This is a genomic window from Acidaminococcus sp., from assembly GCF_050873445.1.
Taxonomy (GTDB): domain Bacteria; phylum Bacillota; class Negativicutes; order Acidaminococcales; family Acidaminococcaceae; genus Acidaminococcus.
This window is the reverse complement of record NZ_JBNMIU010000025.1, coordinates 18,255-30,384: the sequence shown is the minus strand read 5'-3', so window position 1 is coordinate 30,384 and position 12,130 is coordinate 18,255. Positions and strand designations below refer to the sequence as shown.

12 protein-coding genes are annotated in these 12,130 nt (G+C 56.6%); 1 reads left to right on the top strand and 11 read right to left on the bottom strand.

Features of this window, described 5'->3' with window-relative positions; translation table 11 throughout:
• Positions 1-288: 288 nt before the first annotated feature.
• The gene (locus ACR0QW_RS05845) at positions 289-1,146 is read right to left on the bottom strand and encodes a LysR family transcriptional regulator (protein ID WP_432642777.1); all 858 of its coding nucleotides are present in this window, start codon (positions 1,144-1,146) and stop codon (positions 289-291) included.
• A 200-nt stretch (positions 1,147-1,346) separates the two neighbouring features.
• On the opposite strand from ACR0QW_RS05845, the gene ACR0QW_RS05840 reads away from it, so the two are divergent.
• Entirely contained in the window at positions 1,347-2,669 is a 1,323-nt protein-coding gene (locus ACR0QW_RS05840) for a CitMHS family transporter (RefSeq protein ID WP_432642776.1), read from the top strand.
• 72 nt (positions 2,670-2,741) lie between these two features.
• Here ACR0QW_RS05840 and ACR0QW_RS05835 read toward each other — a convergent pair whose 3' ends face one another.
• The 10 genes from ACR0QW_RS05835 to ACR0QW_RS05790 form a co-directional block, all read right to left on the bottom strand.
• Positions 2,742-3,509, bottom strand: coding sequence for a hypothetical protein (locus ACR0QW_RS05835; protein ID WP_432642775.1), 768 nt, complete (start codon positions 3,507-3,509; stop codon positions 2,742-2,744).
• A gap of 193 nt (positions 3,510-3,702) precedes the next feature.
• Positions 3,703-5,106, bottom strand: coding sequence for a sensor histidine kinase (locus ACR0QW_RS05830; RefSeq protein ID WP_432642774.1), 1,404 nt, complete (start codon positions 5,104-5,106; stop codon positions 3,703-3,705).
• Complete coding sequence (locus ACR0QW_RS05825; protein ID WP_432642773.1) at positions 5,090-5,764, bottom strand: response regulator transcription factor; 675 nt, start codon at positions 5,762-5,764, stop codon at positions 5,090-5,092. The genes ACR0QW_RS05830 and ACR0QW_RS05825 overlap by 17 nt, the downstream gene beginning before the upstream one ends.
• A 562-nt stretch (positions 5,765-6,326) precedes the next feature.
• Positions 6,327-7,166 (bottom strand): AmmeMemoRadiSam system radical SAM enzyme, encoded by an 840-nt coding sequence (gene amrS, locus ACR0QW_RS05820; protein WP_432642772.1) that lies wholly within the window; start codon positions 7,164-7,166, stop codon positions 6,327-6,329.
• On the bottom strand, positions 7,163-8,560 hold the full coding sequence (gene amrA, locus ACR0QW_RS05815; RefSeq protein WP_432642771.1) for an AmmeMemoRadiSam system protein A: 1,398 nt from the start codon (positions 8,558-8,560) through the stop codon (positions 7,163-7,165). Before amrA ends, amrS begins: the two co-directional genes overlap by 4 nt.
• 70 nt (positions 8,561-8,630) lie before the next feature.
• Positions 8,631-9,278, bottom strand: a complete 648-nt coding sequence (locus ACR0QW_RS05810) for a uracil-DNA glycosylase (RefSeq protein ID WP_432642770.1) — start codon at positions 9,276-9,278, stop codon at positions 8,631-8,633.
• A 13-nt stretch (positions 9,279-9,291) separates the two neighbouring features.
• Positions 9,292-9,813, bottom strand: a complete 522-nt coding sequence (locus ACR0QW_RS05805) for a Gx transporter family protein (protein ID WP_432642769.1) — start codon at positions 9,811-9,813, stop codon at positions 9,292-9,294.
• Positions 9,794-10,171, bottom strand: a complete 378-nt coding sequence (locus tag ACR0QW_RS05800) for a NusG domain II-containing protein (RefSeq protein WP_432642768.1) — start codon at positions 10,169-10,171, stop codon at positions 9,794-9,796. Before ACR0QW_RS05800 ends, ACR0QW_RS05805 begins: the two co-directional genes overlap by 20 nt.
• A 13-nt stretch (positions 10,172-10,184) precedes the next feature.
• Positions 10,185-11,183, bottom strand: a complete 999-nt coding sequence (locus ACR0QW_RS05795) for an FAD:protein FMN transferase (protein ID WP_432642767.1) — start codon at positions 11,181-11,183, stop codon at positions 10,185-10,187.
• Between the two features lie 11 nt (positions 11,184-11,194).
• Positions 11,195-12,112 (bottom strand): 4Fe-4S dicluster domain-containing protein, encoded by a 918-nt coding sequence (locus ACR0QW_RS05790; protein WP_432642766.1) that lies wholly within the window; start codon positions 12,110-12,112, stop codon positions 11,195-11,197.
• Between the last annotated feature and the right edge of the window lie 18 nt (positions 12,113-12,130).

Here is a 12,130-nt window from a genome sequence, read left to right as displayed (position 1 = left end):
CCGCGCATGTGATTGGATGGTTGGGGGGCCTTCTGATAGACAATTACCAGATGTCCATTTTGAAGGTACCAGAATTGTTGAACTGTCTAAAACAGGGGGTTCTACTTTTAGAAACTGTCCTTGACAAGGGGTACGGTTTACCAACCACCAATCACTAACCACTAACCACTAACCACTAACCACTAACCACTAACCACTAACCACTAACCACTAACCACTAACCACTAATCACTAATCACTAATCACTAATCACTAATCACTTAATCACTAATCACCAACCATCAGCCCCTAATATTGCGTTTCCATAAACTCTACGAAGGCTTTTACGCTGGACACCAGCCGGTAATCTTTGCGGTAGTACAGCCAGGTCTTGCGCATGAGGGGCGACCCGTCCCGCTGGGTCAGGGGGATAGGCTGGATTTCCGGAGTATCCTGGCCGCAGCTCTGGGACAGCAGGGTAAATCCCAGCCCCTGCTGCATCATCTTCATGGCCGTATCCATGGCATCGGTGACGATGGTGGTCCGGGGCGCCTCCCGGTAATGGGAATACCACCAGTCGTCCAGTACGTCCTGCAGCAGCGGATCCGTAATATAGTGGATGCAGGGATATTCCGGCAGCTTTTCCAGATCCACCGGGTCCCGGCTGAACAGGCACAGGGCGTCCTGCCACAGGAATTTCCGTTCCTCCGTCCAGTTGTGGTCCCCCCGCACGATGCATACCTGGAACTTCCCCTGGAGGAAATCCCGATACAGGTTATGGGTGAACCCGCTCTGGAGGTGGATCTGGATTTCCGGGCAGGCCTTCTGGAACTGGCTGAGCAGCCGGGGCATATGGTATTTGGCAAATACATTGGAACAGCCGATGGCCAGGGTGCCCCCGGGGTGGGTTTCCAGGTCACTCAGCGTGGAGCGTACCTGCCGGTAGTCCGTTTCTGTGCGCAGGCAGTACTGGTACACCAGTTCTCCTGCCGAGGTGAACCGGATGCCCCGGGGCTGGCGGATGAACAGGGTGGTGCCGAACTCTGTTTCCAGCCGCTTCAGCCGGTCGGTGATGGCAGGCTGAGAGATGAAGAGCCGCTTGGCCGTGTGGGTGATGTTTTTTTCTTCGTACAGTGCTTTCAGCAGCAGGATGTCCTTGCTATCCATAATTGCTCCTTTTTTGTCCCAAAAGCCATAAATTTCAACTATCGCAGCTAAAAAGTAAAAAATATTTGTAAAACTTCCCTGATAATTCTATTATAAAGGCATATTGAAAATATGGGAACCTGTATCGACACAGAACCCATGGAAAATTTGATGCCCAAGGGCTGCATACCGGGAGCGCAACGGGCAGAAAGGAAGTCACCATGTTATTAGGTATTGCCGGTTTCATTATGATCGGGCTGGTTGTTTACTGCCTGGTCTCCTCCAAGATGAATGCCATTCCCATTTTCGTGGCATTCCCCATCATCATTGCCCTGCTCTGCGGGTTCGGCCCGGCTGAAGTGTTCGCCTTCATCAAAAAAGGGGTCGGGACCACTATGTCCACAGCCATCCTGTTCCTGTTCTCCATCGTTTATTTTGCTCTGATGAATGATGTGGGCATGTTCGATCCCCTGATGAACTTCCTGGCCAAAAAAGCGGGGAGCAACATCGTACTGGTGACCATCGCCACCGGTATCATCGCTACCATCGCTCACCTGGACGGCACCACTGCCGGCACCTGCCTGATCACCGTTCCGGCCATGCTGCCTTTGTACAAGAAACTGCACATCCGTCCGGTGGTACTGACCTGCATCATTTCTGCTGCCATCTCCATCATGAACCTGACCCCCTGGGGCGGGCCTGTTGCCCGTACGGCTATCATTTTGAAAACCGATGCCAGCATCCTGTGGCATGAACTGCTGCCCCTGCAGGGCGTTGGGCTGGTCATCGTTTTTCTGTTCTGTGTATATCTGGGCCTCATCGAAAAGAAACGGGGCGCCGGGGTGAACCCTACGGGCAAAGCCGCTGAACTGAACGAAGACATGGATCTGTCCGGGGCTGATGCACCGGCTGATCCCAGCCTGAAACGGCCGAAACTGGTATGGGTGAACTGGGGCGTGACCCTGGTGGTCATCCTGCTCATGTGCTTTACCAAGATTCCTCTGTACGGCGCTTTCATGATTGGTCTGGCTGCCGCTCTGATCATCAATTTCCATTCTGCCAAGGAACAGGCCGGCGCCGTGAAACGGCACGCTTCCGCCGCTCTGCTGACCCCCATGATCCTGCTGACCACCGGTATCTTCCTGGGTATCCTGAACGGCACCGGGATGATGAAATCCATGGCCAATATCCTGATCAACATCATGCCCAGCGCCCTGGGACCCAAACTGGCTACCGTTATGGGCTGTCTGTCCGTACCGTTTGGCATGATGCTGGGCACTGACTCCTTCTTCTTCGGGTTCATGCCTCTGTGTATCGGTGTGGCCGAGAAATTCGGTGTGGCTGCCCATGACATCGCCACGAGCATGCTGATTGGTAAAGACTTCTGCATCATGGTGACCCCGCACAACGCTACCACCTGGCTGCTGATCGGTATGGCCGGCGTTTCCCTGAAGGAACAGCTGAAGTTCACGGCTCCCTATATGTGGATCCTGAGCATCATCACGGTCTTTGCGGCCGGCGCCATCGGCGTTTTCCAACTGTAAATCTTATCCGCTGATCAAACAGGGGGTGTGAAGGATTCCTTCACACCCCCTGTTTTTCGTACCGACTGTTTTTCAGCTGAACAGCCGCTGGATGGGATTCATTTTATGGACCTGGCCGCGGAGCACCTGGCCGCTTTGGGCATCCACCAGGAAATTGTACCGCATGCCGTCTTTTTCACAACGGGCTATATAGATACCATGGAAGGCATCAGCTCTGGCCGTTTTGACCATCTGGGACTGCGGAGCTTTCCGGGGCTGGATGCCTTGATCAGGGTACTGGTTCTGGCTGCCATTTCCCTCATCCTGGTTGCCGGGCATCACGGGCGGCTGGTCCTGCTGGGCACCGGGGAATTCATCCCGTAGGGTCTGCCCCTCAGGGGATTCCGGCTGGCCCTGCCGCCTGGCGTTTTCTCTGTATTTCCTGCCATCCTTCTTCTGCCCTTTTTCTTTTTTGTCTTTCCTGTCTTTCTGGAAGTCCTTGTGATCTTTGCTCGGCTGACCCGGCTTCCGGTCATCCAGGGTCACGCTCTGGAAGGTGATGCTGGCAGGATCGGTGCCCAGGGTACTGGCGATGGTTTCTTTGACCTGATCCGTAGAGACCAGCTGGATGTTTTTCTGGGCAGCCAGGTTCTGGAGCATTTCCGTACGGGCCCGGGCTTCCTGGGCGTGAGCCTGGGCTTTCTGCTGGTGCAGGACGATTTTGCCGCCGCCGGCCAGGATGGCCAGGGCCAGCAGGAAACCGGCGCCTTTCTTCAGCCGCTGCGGGGTCAACTGGGCTTTGTCCCAATGAGCGGCTTTCTGCAGATGTTGTTTGCATGCAGTAATTTTTTCTTTTTCCATGATTCATCCCTCCTGCGTACTGGAATTATTTCACATTTCCTGATGTTTTCAGTATAACGGCTGCGGATGAACGGGCAATGAAATTACCATGAGGGTTTGATGAAAAAGCAGGTTTACCGGGCGACAGGGTGTTCCGCCAGTCCTGGTAAGCCCGTTCATTCAAAAAATGCCGATGGCAGATTTTTACCATCGGCTAGTGAGATAGTGTGAAAATGAGTCCGAACCGGCTGCCCTTTCCTTCTCTGCTTTCCAACGTGGTCCTGGCGTGCATCAGCCTGGCTGCGGCAGCTACGAAGGACAGGCCAAGCCCCAGTCCCATATTCTGTTTCTTGTTCCGGGAGGGATCCGCCTGGTACAGCCGGTCCCAGATCCTGGCCTGGTCAGCTTCGGCGATCCCAGGGCCATCATCGGCCACCGTAAGGGAGACTGTGCCGGCATCCCGCTGCAGGTCTACCGTAATTTTTGTTTTGGCGAATTTCAGGGCATTGTCCAGATAGTTCCCCAAAATCCGGTGGAGCAGCTGCTCATCGCCCTGGACGATCTGGCCTGGTTCTATCCGGCCATGCCATTGCAGTTCCTGGGAACGGGGCAGTTTCTGGTAATCCTCCAGGGTTTCCGTGATTAGCCGGGACAGATCCACCGGCTGCAGTTCCAGATTTTTCCGGTTGCCCAGTCTGGACAGTTCCAGCAGCTGGTTGATGAGACGGCTCATGCGCCGGGACTGCTGGAAGATGTGGCGGAATTCATCCTTTGCTTCATCGATGTTGTCCGTATAATCCTTGCCGAATTCGCTTTCGCTCATGATGACCGCCGTGGGGGTGCGCAGTTCGTGGGATACATCGGAGGTGAAGCGTTTCTCCCGTTCCAGCAGTCCCTCGATCTGCTCCAGCATCCAGTTGAAGGTGTAGGCCATCTGGTGGATTTCATCCTGGCTGTCATCCAGGGGGATGCGCTGGCTCAGATCCCCGGTTTCGCCGATGGCCCGGGCAGCCTGGCTGATGGCCTGGACCGGGGCAAAGCTCCGCTTGATGATCTTGTATCCGCCCAGGGTTACCAGCACCAGGAACAGGGGCAGGGCAATCAGGGCTGCGAACAGCAGGAACCGGTAATGGCGGACGTACATCTGATCCGGCAGGAAGGCCCGGATGAAGGGCGGATTTTTTTCTCTCCTCTGGCGCAGTGCCTGGATGTCCGGACGGACGGGATGGTCCACATAGTGGTAGCTTTCCCCGTTGATGGTCACCTGCTGGGCGCCCCGGTTGAAGTTGATGGGCAGGAGCGGAGCACCTTCCGGTTCCGTTCCTGCCAGCAGGCGGCCTTCATGGTCCCGGAGGGAGAGCAGTACATTGCCGTCATGGTCCTTGAACGCCTTGCTTTTTTTCTCATACCGGTCGGCGGCTTTGTCAGCGGCCTTGATCAGGGCCTTGCCCGATTCCCTCCGTTCGTAATCTTCGCCCATTTTCAGGAGAAGTCCGGTGAACAGCACCAGGATGAGGGAAAGGAACAGGGTGTACCATAATGTCACCCGCAGGGATACAGGCAGGTTCTTCAGCCGGTGCCAGGCCCGGATCAGCAGCTGCTTACACTTTGAGGACATAGCCAATCCCTCTTACCGTATGGAGCAGCTTGGGATCGTAATCCCTGTCGATTTTTTTCCGCAGGGTCTTGATGTATACGTCCACCATATTGGAATAGCCTTCATAGGAAAAGTCCCAGGCATGCTCCAGAATCTGCTCCCGGGAAAGGACTGCACCCTGGTTCCGCAGCAGGTAGTCCAGCACAGAGAATTCTTTGGGGGTCAGGGCGATTTCTCTGCCTGCCCGGGTGACCGTGTGGGTACGGGTGTCCAGGGTCAGGTCGGCCAGGGAGAGCCGGGTGCTGGCGGTCTGCTGGGGGTTGCTGCGCCGGAGCAGGCTGCGGATGCGGGCCAGCAGTTCATCGAATTCGAAGGGCTTCACCAGGTAATCGTCACCGCCGCTGTCCAGTCCGGTGACCTTGTCCTGGGTGCTGTCCAGAGCTGTGAGGAACAGCACTGGCACCTGGCTGCCCTGGCTCCGGATGGTCTTTACCAGGGTGAGACCATCCATTTCCGGCATCATGATATCCACAATCAGAAGGTCGTATTCGGCGGCGTCCAGGTATTCCAGGGCTTCTTTGCCGTTGAAGGCGCTGTCCACGGAATAGGTTTCGATCTTCAGCCGTTTGGCTATGATTTTATTTAGGGTGGGTTCATCTTCTACAACGAGGATCTTCATAGGATCAACCTCCAGTCAATCAATTTCCTTCATTGTACAGGATACCTGAGGAAAATGAAATGGGGGTGAAATTTGCTATAGCCAAATCCTGTTGAAAATAAGTTAGCTTAAACTATATATAGAAAAAGAACAGATAAAATGGCATTTTCCCTTGCTTTTCTTAATTTTTCATGTACAATATCTTTTAGGGGGAGAGAAACGGATGAAAGTTTTTTTCAAGTTTTTTTTGAAAAAGACTTGCGTATCTCCTAGTGATATGCTAAAATCATTCCTGTAAGTAAAGACTAACCGCATTGTCTTTATTTTTTTCAAGGTTTAGGTTAGTGAAAACTAACCTAAACCACTCCCCTTACTTATTGTCGTTTTTGGAAGATCCCTTCGGATTTTCCGAGATCATTGTCATAGGGATGCCCAGGTTGTGTGCCCCTGCGCATTCCACTCCCTCTCAATCTGGAGGAACCACAACTCCTCAGGTTCCTCCAGCCCGAACCATTTTTATTGTCAACCTTCAAGCAGAAACAGCGATAGAGAAGCGCAACTCTATCGCTGTTTCTGCGTATCTTCAACAATTTCCCTCATACACATACTGCAGCCACTTCCGGGCCACGGCTGCCAGATGGTATATGGCGGGCACCGGAGTGGCGGGGATATCCAGCTGCCAGCGGGGGAAGCACCGGGACAGGTGCAGGGGAAGTTCCGGCGACAGGCTGGCCAGCCAGGCAGCCTCCTGCATCATTTCCCTGTCGCTGTCATTTTTGCCGGGGATCACCAGGGTGGTCACTTCCACGTGGCAGCCTGCTGCCACGGCCAGCCGGATATTGGTCTTCACGGTCTCCAGGTTTCCCTGGAGCCAGTGATAGAAATCTGGGGTGAATCCTTTCAGGTCGATGTTGGCAGCATCCACGAAAGGCAGCAGGTCCTGCCAGGCACGGGAATCGATCATGCCGTTGGTGACGAGAACCGTAGCCAGCCCCTTTTCCTTCAGCAGCCGGGCGCAGTCCCGTACATATTCGTAGCCCACCAGGGGCTCGTTGTAGGTGAAGGCCACGCCGATGTTCCCGGCTTTTCTTTTGTATTCCAGGGCCAGCTGCAGCAGCTGCCGGGGCAGTACCTTCAGACGGGCGGCTTCTTTGCCTGCCTGGGAAATGGAAGCGTTCTGGCAGAAAGGGCAGTGCAGGTTGCAGCCGAAGCTGCCCACGGACAGGATCACACTGCCCGGATGGAACCGGCGCAGGGGCTTCTTTTCGATGGGATCCAGGGCCAGGGCGGTGAGGAGACCGTAATTGCGGTCTGCGATCTTTCCGCCTGCGTTCTCCCGGGCCCGGCAGAAACCCACGGCCCCTGACGCCAGTGAGCAGTGATGGGGGCACAGCGTGCAGCTGATCGGTTCTCCGGCGGTCATTTGTGCCTCACCACCTGAAACCGGTACAGCCGGATGGGCTCTTTGACGCCGATATTTCCTTTCTGACGGGCGATGCGGATCTGTTCATCCACAGTATCCACTCCGTCCAGATCGGGCAGCAGAAGGCCTTTGCGTTCGTCCAGGACACTTTTTACGATGACGCCATACTTCTTCGGATCCAGCTGGCTGACGTCGGCTATCGGTTCAGCCGCTCCCAATACGTCCACATTGTATTCCAGATCAGGCAGTTCTGCAGGCTGCACGGGCGGGAAGCGGGGGTCACGGGTAGCGGCGGAGATGCCGTTTTGCAGGATTTCCTCGGCCACACAGGAGCGTATCGGGCTGATGGTGCCGATGCAGCCCCGCAGCTGGCCATGGAGATGCAGGGAAACGAAGGCGCCGGCCCGGGTGGTTCGCATCTCCGGGAGCAGATTGTCCGGCAATGGGGCCGGTTCTCCGGTTTTTACAAAGGTTTCCACGGAAAGCCGGGCCAGTTTCACATAGGGATCTTCGTGGGCGATCCGCTGTTTTTTCTGCTTCTGCTGGTATTGGAGAAGGCGCAGCAGGAACTTCCGGCTGGGGTCCGGCCCTTTTGGATAGAAGGAGGCCACACCGTAGCCTACACCGAAGGGGCCTTCGTAGGACAGCAGCCTGGACTGCAGGGCCATACCGTCCCAGACGCCGGCCATGATCCAGAAGGAGCGCAGGCCACATTCGGCGGCCCGCGTGCACAGGGAGCGGTCCAGGGTCAGAAGGCGCAGAAAATCGCCTTTGTCCAGGCATCCTGTGCAGGCCTTGTCGAATACAGGGCCTTCGGGTACGGCACCGTAGGGGCCTTCCGGCAGCAGCTTGTGGCTCAGGTCGCCGCTGGCGATGAATACCACCCGGCGGCCCAGCTGGTCTGCCGCTTTTTGAATGCACTGCCCCAGTTTGTAATGCACGTCCGCTGGGAATCCGGAAAGGCCGATCCGGACCACCTTTACCTGGTCCAGAGGTTTGTACTTGCGGAAGAAGTACAGAGGAATCATGGTGGCATGGTCCAGCTCCGGATCCCGTTCCCCTTCGAATCCGGCCGGGATGCCGGTTTTTTGGGCTTCATCGGCAATTAGGGAAGCCAGGGTGGTGTCGTAGTTTACGTCAATCGCTGTCTGCGGCGCCCGAAACTGGCCGAAATCACCCCGGGCATGGGAGCCGGGAGCGATGTGGAAATAATCCAGGTACAGCTCCGCATGGGGGCTGGTAATGACAAGGGTATCAGGATCCAGATCTGCGGCTGCCTTCATGACAGTATCGTAGGCGTCGATGGTCTTCTGGATCTTCTTTTCTTCACCCCGCCCGATTTCCGGCAGGATGATGGGGGGATGAGGGACCGCAAAGGAAGCAAGGATGGTCATGGCAAACACCTCTTTTTTCTTCCATTGTAGCACAAAAAAGGTGCTGCTCCTGCAGCACCTTTCTGGTTTGTTATGCTCTTTTTTGGAACAGCTGGAACAGATGCACCGGGGCGCCGCTGTTCCAGCTGTAGCCAGGGACCATTTCCTCCACTTTGGCCTTGACGGCCTCCAGGTCGTGGAATACTTCCCATTTGGCGGCAATCTGGGCCTGGCCGCTGAGCCGCAGCAAATAGGAGGGGTGGAAGGTGGCCAGGAAGGGGATGCCTTCCGTGGTGGTGAACCACTGGCCCCGCTCCCGGGTAATACGGGCGTCCGGACCTCTGAAATACCGCAGGGCTACACTGCCCAGACCCAGGATCACCTTGGGCCGCAGCAGCCGGATTTCCTGATCCAGCCAGCGGTTGGCGCAGAAGGAGCCTTCCTCTGTCGTAGGAGTCCGGTTGCCTTTGGGCCGGCATTTGATCACGTTGGTGGTGTACACCCGGTCCCGGGTGATCCGTACGGACCACAGGGCCTTGTCCAGCAGCTGGCCGCTGGGACCTATCAGAGGACAGCCGTAGTCATCCTCCACGCCGCCGGGGCCTTCGCCCACGATCATGAGCGGGCTTTCCAGATTGCCGAACCAGCCCACAGGGGCCTGGCAGTCGCCTCGCAGGGGGCAGGCGGTACAGTCTTCCAGTTGTTTTTTCAGGGTATCGAATGATTCCACAGATTCCACGGATAAGTCCTCCTTACTTCTTTTCTTCTTTCAGCCTGTCCAGAAAGAATCCGGCCAGGAATCCGGTAAACAGGCCGGTGGGGATGCCGATGGCAATCAGTACGGGCAGGTAGGAAAACAGGGCCGGGGTCATCATGATCCCTACTGCCACGACAATCTGGCCGCAGTTATGGAGAAATGCTCCCAAAAGGCCCACCCCTACCGTAGAGAACCACTGGTACTTTGCGGCGAAAGCCATGCCTACGAAACTCAGTACGGCGCCGCCCAGGCCAATGAGGAACCCCGGGGTCAAAAGACCGGTGAACAGAAGTCCCGTCAGCAGCAGCCGGGCCGCCAGGAACAGCGCACCCTTCTGCGCCCCGTACAGGTACAGCACGATGATGGTCACCGTGTTGGCCAGGCCCAGATGAGCGCCGGGCAGGGGCAGCAGCCAGGCCAGGCTGGTTTCCGCCAGCCGCAGAGCGATGGCTGCTGCCAGCAGCACTCCCAGCCGGGTCAGATCGTGGATGGTAAGTTTACCGGAGGACGGCATCATGATCATTCTCCTTTGCAGCAGTGGTAATAGTGACCAGGACTTTTTCCGGTACGCAGGCAATGGTCTGGCCGGACCGGGTGATCTTGCCCTGGTGGATGCAGACTTTGTCCGGGCAGGGAGAAGACGTGACTCGGGCACCGTCCTTATCGTACAGGATGGTGAGCTCGCCGTCCGCCACTGGTACGATCAGCTTGGTCTCGGATTTGATCTTTTTCAGCTCGATCCGCTGGATCACCTGCTGGTCCTGTTTCACCACCAGGACTTTGTCCTTGGCAGAGGTGCTGGAACGGAAGAAAAAATAGCTGCCGATGGCCAGGACCAGCAGGACCAGGATCAGCCAAAAATCATTCTTGCGCATACAGAGTCTCCTTTTATTCAGGGGTATAGATGTTTTTCAGACCGGAGGACAGATGGACGGTTCCGTCTTCTTCCACATACAGCATTTCCAGGTCAGGATTCTGTTCCACCCGCTCCATGGCTTTCTGCCAGGGCAGCACGAACAGCAGGGTGGAGTAGTAGTCCGCCCAGAAGGCGGAACGGGTCACCACGGTGACGCTGCGGGCATTCCAGGCAGGCCAGCCCGTCCTGGGATCCAGGATATGGTGGTACCGCTTTCCATCCACCTCATAATACCGTTGGTAATCGCCGCTGGTGGCGATGGCCGTGCCATCTTTCACGGCCAGGGTACCCAGTACTTTCTGGGGATCCCGGGGATCCTGCACGCCGATCTTCCAGGGAGAACCATCTGCCTTGGTGCCCAGCACCTTAATGTTCCCGCCGGCGTTGATCAGCGCCGTCTTTACCTGTTTGTGCCGGCGCAGCAGTTCAGCCGCCTGTTCCACCGCATAGCCCTTGGCTACCGCTCCCAGATCCAGCTGGGCGTCGGGGGCCAGGGTCACCGTGTTCTCCGCTACGTTTAAAGTATACTTCTCCGGACCGCATTTGGCCAGTGCTTGGGCAATTTCCGCCTTTGCGGGCACGGTCTTGTCCTCTTTATGTCTGTTCCATACCTGGATCACCGGCCCCAGGGTCAGGTCCAGATCCCGGTTCTGCAGAGGCTGCGTCTGGCTCAGGATGTCCATCAGGTAGGGCGATGCCTTATGGGGTCCCTGGCCCGCTGCCTGGTTGATGGCATACAGGTCTTCCGGTCCCTGCTTCCCATAGGGATCCGTCTGGTTGGCGATGGTCTGGAACAGGCTCAGGGCATCATTGGTGGCGGCGGTCAGGTCTTTTTCACTGCTGCCGGTGGTGGTGATGGTGACAATGGTATCCATCATGAATCGGGTGTCTTCATGTTTTTCCGGTTGAAAAAAGCAGCCTGCACAAGTCAGGCTGCTGAAAACCAGAAGCGATGCTAATAGTTTTTTCATGGAACTCCTTATCAGGCTTGTTTTTGAGCCTGGGCAGAAGGACATTGTTCGGCCATGGCGCAGCAGGCGCAGCCGGTAGGTTGTTCCTTCTTGGGCGCATCCGGAGAACCTTCCACAGGAGTGACCTTGACCAGGCACTTCCGCGGGCATTTCTGGGTGCACAGGCCGCAGCCCACGCACTTGCTGTAGTCGATGACAGGGATACTGCCGTTGGGCGTATCTTCTACGGTGATGGCCTTCTTCGGGCAGGTCCGTGCGCAGATGCCGCAGCTGATGCAGGACACCTTGCAGTTGGTCATGGCAGCCTTGCCTTTTTCCCGGTTGTTGCACTGTACCATCACTTTGGCAGGGGCAGGCAGCATTTCGATCAGCAGCTGCGGGCAGGCCTTGGAGCAGGCTGCGCAGCCCACGCATTTGTTGTAATCGAATTCAGGCAGACCGTTTTCACCGATCTTCAGGGCGCCGAAGTTACAGGCATCGGCGCAGGCACCGTCGCCAAAGCAACCGAAGTTGCACTGACCGGGGCCGCCGGCAGTGGCAGCCTTTACATAGCAGTTGTGGAGGCCTTCCCGGGCAGCCACAGGGGTGCGGTTGGCGGTGCAGCCGTTGCAGTGCAGGCGGGGGACCATGCGGACGGCATCAGCGTCGTCATTGGTTTCCACACCCATCACAGCGGCGATGGCTTTCTTGTTTTCCGCACTGCAGACCACGCACTTGGTGGCATCTTTTTCCTGACCGGAAACGATGGCATCAGCCATGGCGCCGCAGCCGGCGTACCCGCACCCGCCGCAGTTGGCGCCGGGCAGCAGGTTGGTGATTTCCCCGATACGGGGATCTTCTTCAACGGCAAATTTCTTGCTGGCCGTAGCCAGTACCAGGCCGAATACACCGCCCAGTACGGCGACCAGGATCGCAGCAGTTGTAATCATAGTTTTTCAGCTCCTAAC

What these genes read in the sequence shown, in the direction of transcription:
- ACR0QW_RS05845 (WP_432642777.1), bottom strand. Translation starts at nt 1,146, where the DNA reads ATGGATAGCAAGGACATCCTGCTGCTGAAAGCACTGTACGAAGAAAAA.
- ACR0QW_RS05840 (WP_432642776.1), top strand. Translation starts at nt 1,347, where the DNA reads ATGTTATTAGGTATTGCCGGTTTCATTATGATCGGGCTGGTTGTTTAC.
- ACR0QW_RS05835 (WP_432642775.1), bottom strand. Translation starts at nt 3,509, where the DNA reads ATGGAAAAAGAAAAAATTACTGCATGCAAACAACATCTGCAGAAAGCC.
- ACR0QW_RS05830 (WP_432642774.1), bottom strand. Translation starts at nt 5,106, where the DNA reads ATGTCCTCAAAGTGTAAGCAGCTGCTGATCCGGGCCTGGCACCGGCTG.
- ACR0QW_RS05825 (WP_432642773.1), bottom strand. Translation starts at nt 5,764, where the DNA reads ATGAAGATCCTCGTTGTAGAAGATGAACCCACCCTAAATAAAATCATA.
- amrS (WP_432642772.1), bottom strand. Translation starts at nt 7,166, where the DNA reads ATGACCGCCGGAGAACCGATCAGCTGCACGCTGTGCCCCCATCACTGC.
- amrA (WP_432642771.1), bottom strand. Translation starts at nt 8,560, where the DNA reads ATGACCATCCTTGCTTCCTTTGCGGTCCCTCATCCCCCCATCATCCTG.
- ACR0QW_RS05805 (WP_432642769.1), bottom strand. Translation starts at nt 9,813, where the DNA reads ATGATGCCGTCCTCCGGTAAACTTACCATCCACGATCTGACCCGGCTG.
- ACR0QW_RS05800 (WP_432642768.1), bottom strand. Translation starts at nt 10,171, where the DNA reads ATGCGCAAGAATGATTTTTGGCTGATCCTGGTCCTGCTGGTCCTGGCC.
- ACR0QW_RS05795 (WP_432642767.1), bottom strand. Translation starts at nt 11,183, where the DNA reads ATGAAAAAACTATTAGCATCGCTTCTGGTTTTCAGCAGCCTGACTTGT.
- ACR0QW_RS05790 (WP_432642766.1), bottom strand. Translation starts at nt 12,112, where the DNA reads ATGATTACAACTGCTGCGATCCTGGTCGCCGTACTGGGCGGTGTATTC.